Origin of the sequence: Gordonia sp. JH63 (assembly GCF_009856645.1) — a bacterium.
In the GTDB taxonomy this organism is placed as follows: domain Bacteria; phylum Actinomycetota; class Actinomycetes; order Mycobacteriales; family Mycobacteriaceae; genus Gordonia; species Gordonia hongkongensis.
This window is the reverse complement of sequence record NZ_CP047235.1, coordinates 2355161-2373520: the sequence shown is the minus strand read 5'-3', so window position 1 is coordinate 2373520 and position 18360 is coordinate 2355161. Positions and strand designations below refer to the sequence as shown.

The window sequence follows — 18360 nt, the reverse complement described above, 5'->3', positions numbered from 1 at the left end:
GCGCCGACGTGCTCGGCCTAATCCTCGACCAGGCTTACCCCATGCGTAGACCTCCATTCGCCTACAACCGGCGCACCACGCGCGACGCAGCCTGATTCACCGAACCCTGCGACAACCTCTGCAACACGCATCCGGCAGTTTGTCGCCGCGGCGCCGAAATCCGTTACCGTGCGGGGACATTGACAATTCCACAGCGTGCGGGCCGACTGACGCGTCGGCCCAGATGTCAGGCCGCCGACTCCGCGAACCGCGAGAGAGCCAGCAGGCGCGACGTGGCGCGTAGGTACTTCTTGCGGTAACCGCCGGCGAGCATCTCCTCGGTGAAGATCTCGTCGAGCTTCGCGCCCGAGACGGTCACCGGGATGTGGGCGTCGTAAAGACGGTCGGCGAGCACCACCAGGCGCAGGGCGACCGACTGGTCCTCGGCCGGGTGCACCCCAGAGATGCAGACCAGGGAGACGCCGTCGACGAGATCCTTGTACTTCGACGGGTGCAGGGTGCTGAGGTGGTCGCACAGTGCGTCGAAGTCGTCGAGGGTCGCGCCGTCGGTGGACTCGGCGATCTCGGTCAGTTCGGACTCGCTGCGCGGCTCCGGCGCCGGCGGCAGATCGCGGTGACGATAATCGGGACCGTCGACGCGGATCGTCTCGAACACCGAGGACAGCTTGCGGATCTCCCGTAGGAAGTCCTGGGCGGCGAACCGGCCCTCCCCCAGCTGGCCGGGGAGCGTGTTGGAGGTGGCGACGATCGACACGCCCTTGGCGGTGAGTTCGGTCAGCAGCCGGGAGACGAGCATCGTGTCGCCCGGGTCGTCGAGTTCGAACTCGTCGATACACAGCACCGTGTGCTGTGAGAGCCGCTCGACGGCATTCACGAAGCCCAGCGCGCCGACCACGTGTGTGACCTCGACGAACGTGGCGAACGACTTCGGTGCGGGCATCGAGTGGTAGATCGACGCCAGCAGGTGGGTCTTGCCGACGCCGAAGCCGCCGTCGAGATACAGACCGACGCCCTGGGACGGCGCCTTCCGGGAGAACAGGCCCTTCTTGCCCGAGCGCGCCTTCGACGCCCGCGCCACGAAGTCGCGCGCCTTGGCCACCGCCTCGGCCTGCGACGGCTCGTTGGGGTCGGGGATGTAGGAGTCGAAGCTCACGTCGTCGAAGGTCGACGGGGGCACCATCTCGTCGATGAGTGCGTCGGGCGAGGTCGCAGGGTTGCGATCGCAGAGTCGGGCCACCATGTGTGGAGAGTAGCCAGGCGCGGAATGATGAACGCATGTTCCACCTGCAGAAAGCGACCCAGGTCACATCCGAGGACGAGCTGGTCCGGCTGGCCGAGCTCTACTCGTACCCCCCTCGATCGTCCACGGATCCGGACGACGGCGCGCCGTTCGTGCGGGCGAACATGGTGTCGTCGATCGACGGTGCGGTCACCGTCGACGGCAAGTCCGGCGGTCTCGGCGGTCCCGGCGACAAAGCCGTGTTCCGCGTGCTGCGAGGGCTCGCCGACGTCGTCCTCGTGGGTGCGGGCACGGCGACCACCGAGGGATATGGGCAACCCGCACCCGACGACGCCCTCGCCGCAGTCCGGCGATCGCTGGGGCAGGCGCCCGCCCCGGCACTCGCGCTCGTGTCCCGGTCGCTGTCGATACCGCCCGACTTCGAGCCCGTGTCCCACGAGAACACCGTCGTCCTCACCTGTTCGAGCGCGCCCGCCGATCGCCGGCGGGCTCTGCTCGATGCCGGCGCGACGCTGGTGGACTGCGGCGACGACGCCGTGTCGACCGCAGCCATCCTGGAGCACTGCGGTGTTCGCGGATGGTCCCGGGTGCTCTGCGAGGGCGGTCCGAGTCTGCTCGGTTCGCTCGTGGCAGCCGATGCCGTGGACGAGCTGTGTCTGACCACGAGCCCGCACCTCGTCGGCGGGATCGCCGGCCGCATCGCGGTCACCGACGAGGGGGCGGCGGTCCTGCGCGCACTGCACCCGGCGTCGATCATGACCGATGACGACGGGTTCGTGTTCACCCGCTGGGTCCGCGACGGCCGCCCGTCCACCCGGTGAGCTGTCCGCTCCCGGTCCGGGACTCAACCGACACCCGGCTCGAGCGTCCTCGCGGATTCGTTGACTACGCTCGCGGACATGCCAAGAGCGCACACCCCGGCCGTCGGCGCAGCACCGAACTCCCGCCCGAGGGCTCTCGCGGGTGTGGTCGCCGGCGTGATCGCGGCGATCGTCCTGTCCTCTTGTGCCGTCGGTCCCGACCGTGGCCCCGACCTGATCCCGGGCGGCGGCGGTCAGGAGGGACCGGCACCGTCGTCGTCGACCGCTCCCCCCGCCCCCGCGCTCGCGGTGCCGAAGACCGATCTCGAGTGGAGCGAGTGCGCCGCCGAGACGAGCGAACGATACGGGGTGCCCCGTCCGGACGGCGTGACGATCGAATGCGCCGAATACGACTCGCCCATCGACCGCGACCAACCCGACGGCGAGGTCGTGTCGATCGCGGTGACTCGCGCCCGCACCGCGGACACGCCACCCGACGCCGCGCCGCTCGTCCTCACCTCCGGTTCCGATCTGCCGTCGTCGCGGACGCTGATGGTGATGACCGCCGGCCCGGGCCGGGCGTTCCTCTCCTCGCACCCCGTGGTCGCGGTCGACCACCGCGGCATCCCGCTCAGCAGCGACATCGACTGCATGACCCGACTGGAACGCACGACGATCGCCAACAACGGCCTCGTCAACCGCGCCACGACGACGGACGCGCGGATCTCGCGCCTGTCCACGGCCGCGTCATCGGCCTCGGACGGGTGCACGGAGACGCTCACCCCCTACCAACTGAGTTTCGGGGCCGCGAACGCCGCCGCGGACCTCGAGTCCCTGCGGCAGCGCTGGGGCGTCGAACATCTCGGGCTCATCGGCACCGGTGAGGGTTCCGACGTCGTGCTCACCTACGCGTCCCTGTACGGCGGACGTGCCGGGCGGATCATCCTCGACACCCCGACCCCGTTCGGCGCGAACGCCCGGGATCGCGCACAGTCCCAGGCGCGGGGCGTCCAGGTGGCGCTCCAGGGCTTCGCACAGCGGTGCTCGGCGTTACCGGGCTGCGCGCTCGGGTCCAACGGGGTCGCGACGATGACCCGCATGCTGGGCAAGGCACGGGCGGGCGACCTCGAGTCGCTCTCCGACACGGCCGCGCTCGAGGCGATCACCACGACCCTGGCCCTGGCGCCGGACCGCCCGCAATCGTTGCTCGACCTCGCAGATGCCATCGCAGCTGCCGACCGCGGCCAGACCGCGGCGCTGGTCCGGCTCGCCGATCGCGCCGCGACCCTGCGGCTCCCCGACGGCGCCCTGGTGTCCCGCTGCAACGATGTGACCGGCCCGGTCGGACAGAACGAGGTGCCGGGTCTGGTGGACGCGTGGTCCAAGCAGAACCCCCTCACCGGCGCGAACAGTGCGCTGTCACTCGTTCGGTGCAACGGCTGGGCGTCGGGCAATCCGGTCCGGCCACCCACGTCGCTGCCCGCCGACCCGTTGATCCTCAACGGGACGCGCGACCCGATCAACGGTGGCGAGGGAGCCAATGCTCTCGTGCCGCTGTTCATGAACGCCGAGGCCGAACCGGTGACCGTCACCTGGGACGGCCTGGGCTATTCGGTCCTGGGACGCAGTGCGTGCGCCGCCGGGGTCGTCGCGGAGTACGTCGATCGGGCGCCGCTGCAGGGTCCGACCCAGCGGGGCTGCCCCACCTGAGTCCCCGGACCACGCCGCACGGTTCTGAGCTCGGCGGCGCGCGTAGTACGGTTCGCGGGTGGCCAATCTCGACAGGTATCTCTATCCCCCGATGAGTGCTCAACGGATCATCCCGATGGTCCTGTGGCCGATCAGCCTGCTCATGGTCGTGCACCGCTCGGTGTTCCTGGGTGTCAACGGTGACCGCACCGACGACTTCAAGCCGGTGTACGCCGCCGCCTACAACTTCCTGAACAACCTGCCGGTCTACGGCGAGAACTACGCCACCGTCGACCCGCACTACCTCTACCCGCCGTCGGGCACCCTGCTGATGGCGCCCGTGGCGATCATCGACTACGAGCGCGCCCGCTGGGCCTTCATCGCCGTCAGCGTCATCGCGCTTCTCATCTGCTCCTACCTGCTCACCCGGATGTTCGGCTACGCCCTCGACTCGTGGGTCATGCCGACGGTCCTGTTCTTCTTCTTCAGCACCGAGACCGTCTCGCACACACTGATCTTCACGAACTTCAACTCGTTCGTGCTCCTCGGCCTCCTCGCCTTCCTGATGCTGATGCTCAACCGGCACGACTGGTGGGCGGGCGTGCCGATGGGCCTCACCCTCGCGGTGAAACCGGTGCTGGCGCCGCTCATGCTGCTCCCGCTGCTCAACCGGCAGTGGCGGGTGTTCGCGCTCGCCATCGTGGTTCCGGTCGTCCTGACGATCGTCGCCTGGCCCCTGTCGGTCGACGCGAACGACTTCATCAGCCGAACCGTCCCGTACCTCGGCGAGGCGCGCGACTACTACAACAGCTCGATCGCCGGCAACGGCGCATACTTCGGCGTCGCACCCTGGCTGGTACTACTGCTCCGCGTCGCCTTCGTCGCGATGGCCGCGTTCTCGCTGTGGTTCCTGTACCGCTACTACCGCAAGACCAACGAACTGCTGTGGATCACGGCATCGTCTGGGGTGCTGCTGTGCACGACCTTCCTCGTCGGTTCGCTCGGCCAGGGCTACTACTCGATGCTCCTGTTCCCGCTCCTGATGACGGTGCTGCTGCCCGGATCGCCGATGCGCAACTGGCCCGCCTGGCTCGGTGTCTACGGGTGCATGACCTTCGACGGTTTCTACTCCGACCGCTGGACGGCGTTCGGCTGGATGGTCGAGTACAACAAGGTCACCTGGGGTTGGTCACTCCTGATGATCGCGGTGTTCTGCTCGCTGCTGTTCCGCTATCTCGACATGCGGTCCGACGGGGTGGCCGGCATGGTGCCGCCGGTCCGCTCGGAGACCGACGCGCCGAGCATCCCCGCCACCGAGACCACGACTTCCACGAGCGAGACCGTGGGCCTGTCGAAATAGTGCTGCCAAAGCCGGTCCGGCAGCGCGCTACCGTGGAGGACATGACCGACAGCACCCCGTCGACCGACGCCGAGAATCTCGCCGAACTCACCGACGAGCAGTGGCGGCAGCGCCTGACTCCCGCCGAATACCGTGTCCTCCGCCAGGCCGGCACCGAGGCGCCGTTCACCGGTGAATACACCGACACCAAGACAGTCGGCATCTACCGGTGCCGCGCCTGCAACACCGAACTGTTCCGTAGCGAGCAGAAGTTCGAATCGCACTGCGGCTGGCCGTCGTTCTTCTCCCCGCTCGCCGGCGACAAGATCATCGAGGTCGAGGACAACTCGTTGGGCATGCGGCGCGTCGAGGTGCTCTGCGCGAACTGCAAGAGCCACCTCGGCCACGTCTTCGCCGGTGAGGGCTACGACACCCCCACCGACCTGCGCTACTGCATCAACTCCATCAGCCTGACGCTGGAACCGGCCGAGTAGCGGCCGGTCCCTCGGCGCGGCTCAGGGCAGGGCGTCGATCAGCGCCGGCACCTCGACCCGCGGTCCGGTGAAGAACGGGGTCTCCTCGCGCACGTGCATCCGCGCCTCCGTGGCGCGCAGATCACGCATGAGATCGACGATGCGGTGCAGCTCCGGCGCCTCGAAGGCCAGCAGCCACTCGTAGTCGCCCAGCGCGAACGACGACACCGTGTTGGCGCGGACGTCCTTGTACGCACGCGCTGCCTTCCCGTGGTCGGCGAGCATCTTGCGCCGCTCCTCGTCGGGCAGCAGGTACCACTCATAGGACCGCACGAACGGGTACACGCAGATGTAGTTGCCGGGGTCCTCGCCCGCGAGGAACGCCGGGATGTGGCTCTTGTTGAACTCGGCGGGCCGGTGCAGCGCGACGTTGCTCCACACCGCGTTGCACGCCCGTCCCAGAACGGTCTCGCGGCGGAACTTCGCGTAGGCGGCCTGGATCGGCTCGACGTCCTCGGCGTGCCACCAGATCATGAAGTCGGCGTCGGCGCGCAGACCCGACACGTCGTAGACACCGCGGACGACGACGCCGGTGTCCTCGAGGGACTTGAAGAAGTCCGCGGCGTCGGATTTGGCCTGATCGCGATCAGCACCCAGTTCACCTGGGCGGACCGCGAACACCGAGAACATCAGGTAGCGGATCGTCGAGTTGAGTTCTGCGTAATCCAAGCGGCTCATGGATGCCATCGTGCCACCGGCGCCCACCCGGCGACCAGGCAGGTCAGCGGAGTCGGGTCACGTCAGATCTGCCAGCAGTTCGGCCGCCGCGCGACCGGCCCGACCGATACAGGCCGGCACCCCGACCCCGGCATACGACGACCCGGCCAAGGCCAGACGCGACGGCCGCGCGGCCAGCACCTGCGACATCGCGGCGAGGTGCCCGGGCGCATACACCGGCAGTCCGTCGTCCCAACGCTGGACGTATGCGTCGACGACCCGCGACGACACCGGTGCGACACCGGCGGCGCGGCACACCTCGTCGAGGTCTTCGAGTGCCTCACGACGCAGCCGGTCGTCGACGCCGGGTTCGGTCGTCTCATCCGGTACCACCGCACCGAACCTCCCGAACGACGCCCGCACCGAGACCGGCCGGTCCGCATCCGACAGATGCGCCCACTTCTGCGAGCTGAACGTGAAAGCCTTGGCGCGCAATGCTTCTCCGGTCCCCACCAGCACACCGGAGTGATCGGGCAGCTCGGTCCCCGGCGCGAGCGCGATCGACACCACCACCGACGAGGCGCCCCGGACCGCGCGTAACGGCGCGGACAGGTCCGGCGCGGACCGACCCAGGAGCTCCCCCGCCGCCCAGGCCGGCACGGCCAGGAGCACGGTGTCGTACGGTCGCGGGTCGCGAGCCGTACCGAAGTCGAGCACCCACCCGGCCCCCGACGGAGTGACATCGGTGACCGGACACGAGATCTCGGGTTCGACGCCGGCCGCGGCCCGCAGGGCGTCGAGGAGGACTTGGTATCCGCCCACGAGGGCGCCGAAGACCGGCCCCGAGGCCCCGGCCCCCGCGGCGATGAGGTCGCCGACGGCAGCGGTGAGCGACGGCGCGCCCGCGTCGAGGCGCGTGGCCAGCGCCGGTAGCGCCTCGCGGACCCCGATGTCGCCGGCGAGACTGGAGTACACACCCCCGAGCATCGGGTCGACGCTGCGCGCCACCACCGAGGGCCCGAACCGGTCGGCGACCAGCTGCCCGACCGACGTATCGGTCCCGGCTTCCCACCGCATCGAACGGTCGGATTCACCGGACATGCGGTCGACGTCCTCGGGGTCGGCGAGACCGTCGACGACGGCCGGTCCGGCCGGGATGCCCATCAGCGCCGGACTGGGCAACGGATGCAACCGCTTACCCGACCACACCGCGGGACGGCGCGGCGTCGGCGAGACGATCCGGTCGGCGAGGCCCAGTTCGGTGACGAGTTCGAGCGCCTCGGGTCGCCGGACGATGAACGCCTCGGCCCCGACGTCGACGGCCCGACCGCCGACCGTCGTGGTGTGCAGGACCCCGCCCACCCGTCCGGAGGCCTCGAGCAGGTCGAGGTGCGCGTCGGGCCCGAGCGCACGACGAAGGCGGTAGGCGGCGGTCAGACCGGAGATCCCGCCGCCGACGATCGCGATCCGGACCCGCGGGGACATCAGAGGCTGTGGATCACTTCGACGGCCCGGGTCAGCACGTCCGGGTCGGTGCCGGGCAGCACGCCGTGTCCGAGGTTGAAGATGTGCCCGACCGCCCCGGCGGCGATCGCCCGGTCGCCGTCGGCGACCACCCGGCGGACCTCGGCGTCGACGACGTCGGGGCCGGCGAACAGCAGTGTCGGATCGAGGTTGCCCTGCACTGCCTTACCCGGACCCACCCGGCGCACGGCCTCCTCGAGCGGCACACGCCAGTCGACGCCGATGACATCGGCACCGACATGCGCCATCGGGGCGAGCAGCTCACCGGTGCCGACGCCGAAGTGGATGCGCGGGACGCCGTACCCGGCGACCTCGGCCAGGACACGGGCGCTGTGCGGTGCGACGAAACGCTGGTAGTCGGCGGCCGACAGCATGCCCGCCCACGAGTCGAAGAGCTGGATCGCGTCGACTCCGGCCTCCAGCTGGACACGCAGGAACGCGATGGTGATGTCCGCGAGGCGCGCCATCAGCTCGGCCCACGTCTCCGGGTCGCCGTGCATCATCGCCTTGGTCCGCTCGTAGTTGCGGCTCGGGCCGCCCTCGATGAGGTACGAGGCCAAGGTGAACGGCGCTCCGGCGAAGCCGATCAGCGCCGCCTGGTCCCCCAGCTCGTCGAGCAGCAGTTCGATGGCCCGCGCGATCGAGCCGACCGCTGCCGGTTCCAGCCGCGGGATGCGCGACACCGCGTCGGGCGAGCGCACCGGCTCGGCGATCACCGGCCCGGTGCCCGCGACGATGTCGAGGTCGATGCCGGCGGCCTTGAGCGGCACCACGATGTCGGAGAACAGGATCGCCGCGTCGACGTCGTGCCGGCGGACGGGCTGCATGGTGATCTCGCAGACCAGTTCGGCGTCGAAGCAGGACTCCAGCATGCCGTGATCGGCGCGGATGGCCCGGTATTCGGGCAGCGAGCGACCGGCTTGCCGCATGAACCACACCGGACGGCGTGACGGGGTCGCGCCGGTGGCCGCGGCGACGAGCGGCAGGTTCGACCTATGGACCCGGGTACCAGTTGCGTTCGACATCACCGCTTACTCTGCCATGCCCCTCGATCTGCGCACGGGTGGTCCTCGGCGCGCCTCCGCCGTGGCCGGGCACCCCAGCCCTACGGTCGAACGGTGACCTCTTCGGGAGCTCCGGACGAGCCTGCTGATTTCCGCGCGGCGGTGGAGTCGCTGCATGCTGCCCGGGTGCGCCGCGAGATCGAGGTCGGACCGATCCGGCCGCCGCAGCGCCTGGCGCCGTACAGCTACGCCGTCGGTGCCGAGGTGCGCCCGCCCGAGGACCTCGACGTGGTGCCCACGGATTCGCAGGGCAGCGCCTTCGGGCGCCTCATCCTGCTGTTCGATCCCGCCGGACAGGACGCGTGGAACGGCACCATGCGCCTCGTCGCGTTCCTCCAGGCGGAGGTGGAGGCCGCCCTGGCCATGGATCCGCTGCTGCCCGAGGTGGCCTGGAGCTGGCTCAGCGACGCCCTCGGCGTCCCGGTGGGCGCGACCGCCACGCCCGACGGTTCCGCCCACCGCGTCGAGGTGACCGCGCTCGGCGGCACCGTCACCTCCACGACGTCGGTCCGGTACGGCGACATCGCCGGACCTCCGCGCGCACATCAGCTCGAGGTGCGCGCCTCGTGGACCGCCCTGAGTTCGGACGGCCTGAACAACCACCTCGAGGCGTTCTGCGACGTCCTCGCCTCCGCCGCCGGCCTCCCGCCGGTCGGGGTCACCGAACTCGGCGCGACGTGAACGACTCCGCCCCCGGGGATGCGGCCGAGAACCCGATCGAGCCGGACCCCGCGCCGGAGGTCACCCCGCTGCTCCGGCCGGCCGACGGCGTGCCCCCGGTACTGGCGACCGCCAGCGAATTCGCCGACGCGGCAGCCGCTCTGGCCGCCGGCGACGGGCCGATCGCCGTCGACACCGAACGCGCGTCGGGCTACCGGTACTCGCAACGCGCCTATCTGATCCAGATCAAACGACGCGGATCAGGGAGCTTCCTGCTGGACCCGATCGGTGATCCCGGCGCGCTGGCGCCCGTCATCGACGCGATGCGCGGACCAGAATGGGTGCTGCACGCGGCCGATCAGGACCTCCCGTGCCTCCGCGAACTCGGTTTCGAGTGCGTCGAGCTGTACGACACCGAGCTGGCCGGACGCCTCCTGGGCCTGGCGAAGGTCAACCTCGCCGCGATGGTGGCGGAGTTCCTCGGGCTGGGACTCCTCAAGGGACACGGCGCCGCCGACTGGTCGCGCCGCCCGCTGCCCGACGAATGGCTGAACTACGCCGCGCTCGACGTCGAGGTCCTCGTCGAATTGCGCGACGCCATGGACGCCGCACTCGCAGAGGCGGGCAAGGACGGCTGGGCGCGAGAGGAATTCGCGTACGTCCTGGGTCGGCCACCGGCACCGCCGCGCACCGACCGGTGGCGCAAGACGTCGAACGTGCACACCGTGAAGTCCACCCGCGCCCTCGCCGCGGTCCGCGAATTGTGGACCGCGCGTGAGGAACTGGCGCAGCGTCGGGATGTCGCGCCCGGACGTGTCCTGCCCGACACCGCCATCGTCAACGCCGCTACCGTGAACCCCCAGTCCATCGCCGAACTCACCAAGCTGCCGGTCTTCGGCGGCCCGCGTCAGCGCCGTCAGGCCGGGATCTGGATGTCCGCGCTGCAGCGGGCTCGCGAGATCCCTGACAGCAAGCTGCCCTCGCGGAAGTCGACCGGGCCGGGTCTGCCCCCGGTCAGCCGGTGGGATCAGCGCAATCCGGAGGCCGCGGCGCGGCTGCAGGCGGTCCGGCCGGTGCTCAAACAGATCGCCGAAGACCACACCCTGCCGGTGGAGAACCTCCTCGCACCCGATGTGGTGCGACAGCTGTGCTGGGACGGGTTGCCGGAACCGATCACGACCGAGGCGCTCGATGCACATCTGGCCGCCGCCGGCGCCCGCACATGGCAGCGGGCGCTCTGTGTGGAGGCCCTGACCGAGGCCCTCCTCGACGCCGCCCGACCTGGGCCGACGGCGGCCGCCGAGTAGATCGCCAAGCCCGACGAGACCCCCGGCCATCGCGCTGTGGCGCCGACCTTCGCGTACATTCGGGGGTCACGACCCGAATGCCATCACCCGAGTACGCGAGCCACCGGGAAGTCACCTCCGGTGAGCACACCACCTTCCGCGATGGGAGCAGATCCGTGGCCACAGTCTCCGTCGGCATCGACTCCGACCTCGAACCGAGCGCAGCATGGGCGCTCGCCAGCAACCTCTCGCGCTTCGACGAGTGGATGACCATCTTCGGCGGGTGGCGCTCGCCGGTCCCCGACACGATCGCCGAGGGCACCACCATCTCCTCCCTCATCAAGGTCAAGGGCTTCCGCAACGTCATCCACTGGACCGTCACCGACTACGACGAGCCGCGGCTCATCGCGCTCTCGGGAACCGGCCGCGGCGGGGTGAACATCGATCTGGCGATGAAGGTCGACGAGATCGCCGACGGTTCGCACTTCGATCTGTCGGCCGAGTTGTCCGGCGGTCTGCTCAACGGCTCGGTCGGCAGGCTCGTCGCCAAGATCCTGGAGTCCGATGTGCACAAGTCGATCTCGAACCTGGCGACACTGCGCTGAGTCGATCGGGGCCGACCTGACCCCTCTGCACCCTAATCCGAGGAACCACCAAACCGCTGGTCTGTGGGGTGCAAGCGACACCCTCCCTCCGCTCCCTGAGGTGCGAGGAGCGCCAGCGACGAGCCACGAAGGGTTCGCGACGCATCTCACCAGGACCCTTCGTGACGGCCTCCGCAAGCTCCGGCCTCCTCAGGGAGCAGTAGTAAGGCTCGCCGCGAGCACACAGGTTTCTTTCGTAGTCCAGGACGGCCGTCAGGCCGCTGGTACTGAGGTGCGAGGAGCGCCTAGCGACGAGCCCCACGAAGGGCAGGCGTCCGTCGTCAGACGGGCGGGTGCAGCGTCGCGGCCCGGACCACGGCGAGAGCCGATCCGGACTCCTCGAAGAGGCGCCGCTGGCGAGAGGCCCCGTTGCCATCCAGACGCAGCCGGTCCAGCGCCTGCATGACGCCGTCCCGCTCACCGAGTCGGTGCAGCGCCGGCGCGAGCACGGTGAGGAGCTGTTCGACCCGGGTCCAGACCGGCAGCAACGCGCCGGTCGTCGGGTCGAGCGCGCGCCCGTCGACGCCGTCGTGGGCGGCGATCCAGTACGCGGCCGACAGCAGCGCCGGATCGAGGTCCGCGGCCGGGAACCGCCGGTCCCCCGCGCGCAGGTCGTCGAGGGCGGTCATCACCGCCGCACGGACGAGGGTGGCGAAGGTCTGTGTCTCCTCCACCCGCATCTGCACGTCCCCGACCCGCACCTCGACCGTTGGCAGGTGATCCGACGGCCGGGCGTCCCAGTACAGCATGTGCGGGTCCAGGATCGTGCCCGTGGCCACGAGGAGTTCGACCGTCTCGGCGAAGTGCTCCGCCGACCGGAGATGGGGCGGCGGTCCCGCCGCCGGCCATCGCGACCATAGCACCGAGCGCCAACTGGCGTGGCCGGAGTCGGCGTCGCGATAGATCGCCGAGTTCGCCGACAGCGCAAGCATTATCGGTAGCCACGGGCGCAGGCGATTGCACACCGCGACGGCGGTGTCGGTGTCCGGGACACCCACGTGGACGTGACAGCCGCTGATGCCCTGTTCGTGGGCCAGCATGCCGTACCGCGCGGCGATCGCCCGGTAGCGGCCGGTGTCGGTCACCGGAAACGACTCGGGCACGCGTGGCGGCACCCCGCAGGCCACCACGTCCACGCCCACGTCGTCGGCGGCCGCCGCCAGGATGCCCCGCAGCCGGTGCAGGTGGTCGCCGATCTCCTGACTCGTCGCCGCGGTCGGCGTGGCGATCTCCACCTGCGACGAGGTGAGTTCCAACTCGAGGTCGAGGCCGCGCGCGGATGCCGCGGCCGCGACCTCGCGGTTACTCCCGACCGGCCGTCCGGTCTCCCGGTCGACGAGGACGAACTCCTCCTCGACCCCGAGGGTCGGCGCCGGAATGCCCCGGAAATCCCCGCCCGCGGAACCGTACTCGTCGTCCACACGGAGAAAATGCCCAGCGGCGGCATCGGTCAAACGGGACGTCAGTCCTCGGCGCGGCTCTCCGCCGGATCGGGCGTGTTCTCGATCGCCCGGTCCAGGCCGGGACCGGCCTGCATGCCCGAGACCGTCGCGGTGATCGACCGGGCGAGGTCCTGCGCGGTCAACCCGAGATCGCCCAGGATCTCGTTGCGCGAGGCGTGTGCGATGAACTCCTGCGGGATGCCCTTGATCTGGACCGGTACGAGCACCTCCGCCGCCGACAGCGCGGCGGCGACCGCGGAACCGACGCCGCCGCTGGTGCACCCGTCCTCGAGCGTCACGACGAGCCGGTGGCGGCGCGCGACCTCGACCACCGAGGTGGGCACCGGCAGTACCCAGCGCGGATCCACGACCGTCGCATCGATTCCCTGACGGGCCAGGCGTTCGGCGGTGTCGACGGCCAGCCCGCAGAAGGCACCGACCGCGACGATGAGCACATCGCCGCCCGCCGGACCGAGGTCCCGGTCCGTCCGGTGCAGAACGTCGACACCGTCGTCGAGCCGCTCGACCGCCCGGATGTCTTCGGGGACAGCACCTTTGGAGAATCGGAGGGCTGTGGGGCCGTCGGCGACGCCGAGAGCCTCGTCGAACTCCTCGCGCAGTCGGACGGCGTCACGGGGTGCGGCGACCCGCAGGCCGGGCACCATCGCCATCAGCGAGAGATCCCACATGCCGTGGTGGCTGGGGCCATCGGGTCCGGTGATGCCGGAACGGTCGAGGACGAGCGTCACCGGCTGCTTCAGCAGCGCGACGTCCATCAGCAGCTGATCGAACGCGCGGTTGAGGAACGTCGAGTAGATCGCGACAACCGGATGCAGTCCGCCGAGCGCGAGTCCGGCCGCCGAGGTCATCGCATGCTGTTCGGCGATGCCGACGTCGAACATGCGGTCCGGGTAGCGTTCGCCGAAGGGGGTGAGCCCCGTCGGCCCGGGCATCGCCGCGGTGATCGCCACGACGTCGGGACGGTTGGCGCCGGCGTCGAGCAGTGCGGCGGAGAACACGGCGGTCCAGTCCTGGGGTGAGACGCTCGTGGGCCGGCCGGTGACCGGGTCGATGATGCCGGTCGCGTGCATGAGGTCGGCGACGTGGTTCTCGGCGTGGGCGTAGCCCATGCCCTTGCGGGTCACGGTGTGCACGATCACCGGGCCGCCGAAGTCGCGGGCCTGCCGCAGCGCCGACTCGACCGCGTCGATGTCGTGACCATCGACGGGCCCGACGTACTTCAGGCCGAGATCGGTGAACATCGCCTGCGGGGCCAGGAGGTCCTTGAGCCCGCTCTTCATCCCGTGCAGCACGGCGTACGCCGGCTCCCCGACGACCGGCACCTGCTTGACGACGCGGCGACCCTCGTCGAGGAATTTCTCGTACCCGGGCTGCAGGCGCAGCCCCGACAGGTGACTCGCGAGTCCGCCGATCGTCGGCGCATAGGACCGACCGTTGTCGTTGACCACGATGACGACCCGGCGGTTGCAGGCGGCGATGTTGTTGATCGCCTCCCAGCACATGCCGCCGGTCAGGGCGCCGTCGCCGACCACCGCGACCACCGTGCGATCCGGCTGACCGGTCAGTTCGAAGGACTTCGCGAGCCCGTCCGCATACGACAGCGCCGCCGACGCGTGCGAGGACTCCACCCAGTCGTGTTCGGACTCCGCGCGCTCCTGGTAGCCGGTGAGCCCGCCGCGCTGGCGCAGCTGATCGAAGCCGTCTTTGCGTCCGGTGACGATCTTGTGGACGTAGGACTGGTGGCCGGTGTCGAACAGGATCGGATCCGACGGCGAGTCGAAGACGCGGTGGATACCGAGGGTCAACTCGACGACTCCGAGGTTCGGTCCGAGATGTCCGCCCGTGGCGGCGACCTTCTCGATCAGGAACGTCCGGATCTCGGCCGAGAGGACCTTCATCTCCTCGTCCGACAGCGGCCGGAGATCGGCCGGCGAGCTGATCCGGTCGAGCACACCCATCGTTTCCTCCATCACCGGCGTGACGCCAGGTCGGCTGTCGAGCCGGAGAGCGTCCGGCACATGTCTGGTCAGTCTACGGAAGCATTCGTCGCGAGCCCGATCGACGGATGGCCGACACGTCGGGATCCCGGACCTCGCGAGCGCGCCCGCTCACCCGTCGGCGGCCGGAACGAGGCAGGCCACCGCCTCCACGTGGTGCGTCAGCGGGAAAGCGTCGAAACCGCGTATGTCGACGACACGGAATCCGCGCGCGGCGAAGTATCCGAGATCACGTGCGAATCGGGCGGCGTCACAGCCCACGTGGACCACGATGCCGGGCCGGGCGTCGGCGATCGCCCCGATCACCCGTTCTCCGGCTCCGGTACGCGGGGGATCGAGGACGACGACGTCCGGCCGCGCGGTGAGGTCCGCGATCCGGGCCGCGACCTCCCCGCGGTGGGTGTGAACCCGATCGCCGTCGCCGGCGAAGGCCTGTTCGGCGGCGTCGAGTGCGGCCGGGTCCGAATCGACGATGTGCACCGTGTCCGGCGCACCGGCCGGGCCGTCGAGCAGTGCACCTGCGAACACCCCTGCCCCGCCGTACAGATCCCACGCCACCCGCGTCGGTCTTCCGAGATGCGCACCGACGAAGTCGACGACGGCCTCCGCATAGGTCCGCGGCGCGTCGCGGTGCGCCTGCCAGAATCCCGCGACGGGAATGTCCCACGACCGCCCGCCGACCCGTTGGACGGCCGTCGCCTCGCCTTCGACGACCCGCTGGGCACGGGGCCGTGCGTGCCGGGCGCGGTTCTGCTGCGCCCGGCGCCGGCTGTCGGCGCGGCCCCGCCGCGGCTCCGCCACGGGCGCGAGTTCGGTGACGTGGCGCGCGCCGTCGGCGTCGAGCATGACGGCGAGTTCGGAGTGCGAGGTGAAACCGCGGTCGGCGAGTCCGTCGAGCATTCCCGGGGCGGGTTGGACGCAGGCCTCGGTGACGACGCCGCGGCCGCGGAACGCCGACTGCCCCGGGCGCCCCCGGCCGTCCACGGCCAGGCGGGTCCGGATTCGCCACCCCGTGTCGGCGTCAACGAGACGCCGCACGCCGTCGGTCGCCAGCTCGGTGCCGGCGACGATCGCGCCCGGTAGACGGCCCACGCGATCCAGGACATCGAGCAGCACAGCCTGTTTCAGGTCCCGCGCGTGATCGGGTGCCACGTGCGCGAGATCACAGCACCCGGCCCCGGCCGCGGCCGCCGGACACCGCGTCGCCACCCGATGCGGCGAGGCGTCGAGCACTTCCGTCACCTCAGCCCGCCAGTACGAGTCGTGCCGGTCGTCGGTGATGTCGGCGACCACCCGTTCGCCGGGGATCGCCCCGCGGACGAACACGACGCGGCCGTCGGCGCGGCCCACGGACTCACCGCCGTTGGCCGGACGGTCGACGGTCACCTCGACCCGTCGCGGTGTTGCCGGGCCGCTCACGGTCGCCGTTCGGGTTCGCCGAGCGCACGGCGGGTCTCCCCCGGCGCCCAGTACGCGCGGTCTTCCTTGCGCCGGTCCGACGAGGTGAGCTGCCACGGCACCGAGGTCACCATCACGCCGGGCTCGAACAGCAGCCGGCCCTTGAGGCGCAGCGCCGACTGGTTGTGCAGGATCTGCTCCCACCAGTGCCCGACGACATACTCCGGGATGAACACGGTCACGACGTCGCGCGGCGACTCGCGCCGCACCCGGCGCACGTATTCGATGACGGGCCGGGTGATCTCGCGATAGGGCGAGGCGATGACCTTCAGCGGGACGGTGATGTCACTGGCCTCCCACTCCGAGACGAGCTTGCGGGTGTCGCGGTCGTCGACGTTGACCGTGATCGCCTCCAGGACGTCCGGACGGGTGGCCCGCGCGTACCGCAGGGCCCGCTTGGACGCCATGTGCAGGCTGGACACGAGCACGATCGAATGCGTGCGGCTGGGCAGGACGGCCTCGTCGTCGTCCTCGGCGCGGTCGAGTTCGCGCTGCACCGACGCGTAGTGGTGATGGATGAGTTTCATGATCACGAACAGCGAGACCATCGCGATCACGGCGATGTAGGCACCCTCGGTGAACTTGGTGATCAGGACGACGACCAGGACCGTCGCGGTCATCACCAGGCCGACCGTGTTGACCACCCGGGACTGCATCATCCGACGCCGCGCGCTCGGGTCGGTCTCGGTACGCAGCAGGCGGGTCCAATGCCGCACCATGCCCGTCTGGCTCAAGGTGAACGACACGAAGACGCCCACGATGTAGAGCTGGATCAGGGACGTCACCTGCGCGCCGAACGCGACGACGAAGATGATCGCGGCGATCGCGAGGAAGAGGATGCCGTTGCTGAACGCCAGGCGGTCGCCTCGGGTGTGCAACTGGCGCGGCAGGTAGCGGTCCTGCGCGAGCACCGAGCCCAGCACCGGGAAACCGTTGAAGGCGGTGTTCGCGGCCAGTAGCAGGATCAGCGCGGTGACGGTGGCGACGAAGAAGAAGGCCGGCGGGAAGGAGTCGAAGACGGCGTGGGCCAGCTGGGCGATCATGGCCTTCTGCTGGTAACCCTCCGGCGCCCCGATGAGGTCCTGCTCCGGGTTCATCACGTACTTCGCGCCGATCTTCTCCGCCAGCAGCACGATGCCCATCAGCAGGGTGATGGAGAACGCGCCCAGCAGCAGCAGTGTCGTCGCGGCGTTGCGCGACTTCGGTTTCCGGAAGGCCGGCACCCCGTTGCTGATGGCCTCCACCCCGGTGAGCGCCGCACAGCCCGAGGAGAACGACCGGGCGACGAGGAACATCAGCGCCAGCCCGGTGAGGTTGTCCTGTTCGGGCACGATGCCGAAGTCGGCGGTCTCGGAATGGATGTCCTGACCGAGCACGTAGATCTCGGTGAACCCCCAGATGAGCATGCCCAGGACACCGATGATGAACCCGTAGGTCGGGATCGCGAGCACGGCCCCGGACTCCTTGATGCCACGCAGGTTGACCGCGGCGAGCAGCATGATCGCGCCGACGCAGAACCACACCTTGTGCTCTTCGACGAACGGGATCGCCGAACCGATGTTCTCCGCCGCCGACGTGACCGACACCGCCACCGTGAGCACGTAGTCCACCAGCAGGGCGCTGCCGACGGTCAGGCCCGCGTTGGGACCGAGATTGACGGTCGCGACCTCGTAGTCGCCGCCACCCGAGGGGTAGGCGTGCACGTTCTGGCGGTAGCTCGCGACGACCACGGCCATGACGACGGCGACGGCGATCGCCACCCAGGGCGTGAACGCCAGCGCGCTGATGCCGGCGACGGACAGGACCAGGAAGATCTCCTGCGGCGCGTACGCCACCGAGCTCATCGCGTCGGAGGCGAACACCGGCAGGGCTATCCGCTTGGGCAGCAGGGTGTGACCGAGCGTGTCGCTGCGGAAAGGCCTGCCGAGCAGGAGGCGTTTCGTCGCAACGGACACCTTGGAGACGGTGGACACCAGGCAACCCTAGAGCGTTGGCGCCGAGGCGGG

The 18360-nt window shown here is 70.1% G+C and carries 15 protein-coding genes; 7 read left to right on the top strand and 8 right to left on the bottom strand.

Features of this window, described 5'->3' with window-relative positions; translation table 11 throughout:
* Window positions 1–226: 226 nt before the first annotated feature.
* Window positions 227–1240, bottom strand: coding sequence for a cell division protein ZapE (zapE, locus tag GR168_RS10735; protein WP_159370698.1), 1014 nt, complete (start codon window positions 1238–1240; stop codon window positions 227–229).
* A 35-nt stretch (window positions 1241–1275) separates the two neighbouring features.
* Here zapE and GR168_RS10730 point away from each other — a divergent pair, with 35 nt between their 5' ends.
* The 4 genes from GR168_RS10730 (at window position 1276) to msrB (ending at window position 5562) form a co-directional block, all read left to right on the top strand.
* Entirely contained in the window at window positions 1276–2061 is a 786-nt protein-coding gene (locus GR168_RS10730) for a pyrimidine reductase family protein (RefSeq protein ID WP_159370697.1), read from the top strand.
* A 78-nt stretch (window positions 2062–2139) separates the two neighbouring features.
* Complete coding sequence (locus tag GR168_RS10725; protein ID WP_159370696.1) at window positions 2140–3750, top strand: alpha/beta hydrolase; 1611 nt, start codon at window positions 2140–2142, stop codon at window positions 3748–3750.
* Window positions 3751–3808: 58 nt separating this feature from the next.
* Window positions 3809–5089, top strand: coding sequence for a glycosyltransferase family 87 protein (locus GR168_RS10720; RefSeq protein ID WP_159370695.1), 1281 nt, complete (start codon window positions 3809–3811; stop codon window positions 5087–5089).
* A gap of 41 nt (window positions 5090–5130) precedes the next feature.
* Window positions 5131–5562, top strand: a complete 432-nt coding sequence (gene msrB, locus GR168_RS10715) for a peptide-methionine (R)-S-oxide reductase MsrB (RefSeq protein WP_058250317.1) — start codon at window positions 5131–5133, stop codon at window positions 5560–5562.
* 21 nt (window positions 5563–5583) lie between these two features.
* Here the strand turns inward: msrB and hemQ are convergent, their stop codons facing one another.
* The 3 genes from hemQ to hemE are packed head-to-tail and all read right to left on the bottom strand — an operon-like array spanning window position 5584 to window position 8807.
* Window positions 5584–6279 (bottom strand): hydrogen peroxide-dependent heme synthase, encoded by a 696-nt coding sequence (hemQ, locus tag GR168_RS10710; protein WP_058250316.1) that lies wholly within the window; start codon window positions 6277–6279, stop codon window positions 5584–5586.
* 57 nt (window positions 6280–6336) lie between these two features.
* Window positions 6337–7743 (bottom strand): FAD-dependent oxidoreductase, encoded by a 1407-nt coding sequence (locus GR168_RS10705; protein ID WP_159370694.1) that lies wholly within the window; start codon window positions 7741–7743, stop codon window positions 6337–6339.
* Window positions 7743–8807, bottom strand: coding sequence for a uroporphyrinogen decarboxylase (gene hemE / locus GR168_RS10700; RefSeq protein ID WP_159370693.1), 1065 nt, complete (start codon window positions 8805–8807; stop codon window positions 7743–7745). Before hemE ends, GR168_RS10705 begins: the two co-directional genes overlap by 1 nt.
* 93 nt (window positions 8808–8900) lie before the next feature.
* Here hemE and GR168_RS10695 point away from each other — a divergent pair, with 93 nt between their 5' ends.
* The 3 genes from GR168_RS10695 (at window position 8901) to GR168_RS10685 (ending at window position 11397) form a co-directional block, all read left to right on the top strand.
* Window positions 8901–9527 (top strand): DUF3000 domain-containing protein, encoded by a 627-nt coding sequence (locus GR168_RS10695; RefSeq protein ID WP_058250234.1) that lies wholly within the window; start codon window positions 8901–8903, stop codon window positions 9525–9527.
* Entirely contained in the window at window positions 9524–10813 is a 1290-nt protein-coding gene (locus tag GR168_RS10690; protein ID WP_159370692.1) for an HRDC domain-containing protein, read from the top strand. Before GR168_RS10695 ends, GR168_RS10690 begins: the two co-directional genes overlap by 4 nt.
* A 155-nt stretch (window positions 10814–10968) precedes the next feature.
* On the top strand, window positions 10969–11397 hold the full coding sequence (locus GR168_RS10685; protein ID WP_068969826.1) for an SRPBCC family protein: 429 nt from the start codon (window positions 10969–10971) through the stop codon (window positions 11395–11397).
* Window positions 11398–11717: 320 nt separating this feature from the next.
* Here the strand turns inward: GR168_RS10685 and GR168_RS10680 are convergent, their stop codons facing one another.
* From GR168_RS10680 to GR168_RS10665, 4 genes are all read right to left on the bottom strand, one after another.
* Window positions 11718–12857 carry a glutamate--cysteine ligase gene (locus GR168_RS10680; protein ID WP_238995069.1) on the bottom strand — a complete coding sequence of 380 codons (1140 nt, stop codon included), beginning with the start codon at window positions 12855–12857 and terminating at the stop codon, window positions 11718–11720.
* A 41-nt stretch (window positions 12858–12898) separates the two neighbouring features.
* On the bottom strand, window positions 12899–14857 hold the full coding sequence (gene dxs, locus GR168_RS10675) for a 1-deoxy-D-xylulose-5-phosphate synthase (protein ID WP_068970461.1): 1959 nt from the start codon (window positions 14855–14857) through the stop codon (window positions 12899–12901).
* A 150-nt stretch (window positions 14858–15007) separates the two neighbouring features.
* A complete protein-coding gene (locus GR168_RS10670) occupies window positions 15008–16315 on the bottom strand; it encodes a TRAM domain-containing protein (protein ID WP_159370690.1) in 1308 nt (435 codons plus the stop codon).
* Entirely contained in the window at window positions 16312–18327 is a 2016-nt protein-coding gene (locus GR168_RS10665; protein ID WP_159370689.1) for an APC family permease, read from the bottom strand. Before GR168_RS10665 ends, GR168_RS10670 begins: the two co-directional genes overlap by 4 nt.
* Between the last annotated feature and the right edge of the window lie 33 nt (window positions 18328–18360).

Excerpts from the sequence above, each read along its gene's own strand:
- zapE (WP_159370698.1), bottom strand. The coding sequence starts at position 1,240 with ATGGTGGCCCGACTCTGCGATCGCAACCCTGCGACCTCGCCCGACGCA.
- GR168_RS10730 (WP_159370697.1), top strand. The coding sequence starts at position 1,276 with ATGTTCCACCTGCAGAAAGCGACCCAGGTCACATCCGAGGACGAGCTG.
- GR168_RS10725 (WP_159370696.1), top strand. The coding sequence starts at position 2,140 with ATGCCAAGAGCGCACACCCCGGCCGTCGGCGCAGCACCGAACTCCCGC.
- msrB (WP_058250317.1), top strand. The coding sequence starts at position 5,131 with ATGACCGACAGCACCCCGTCGACCGACGCCGAGAATCTCGCCGAACTC.
- hemQ (WP_058250316.1), bottom strand. The coding sequence starts at position 6,279 with ATGAGCCGCTTGGATTACGCAGAACTCAACTCGACGATCCGCTACCTG.
- GR168_RS10705 (WP_159370694.1), bottom strand. The coding sequence starts at position 7,743 with ATGTCCCCGCGGGTCCGGATCGCGATCGTCGGCGGCGGGATCTCCGGT.
- hemE (WP_159370693.1), bottom strand. The coding sequence starts at position 8,807 with ATGTCGAACGCAACTGGTACCCGGGTCCATAGGTCGAACCTGCCGCTC.
- dxs (WP_068970461.1), bottom strand. The coding sequence starts at position 14,857 with ATGGGTGTGCTCGACCGGATCAGCTCGCCGGCCGATCTCCGGCCGCTG.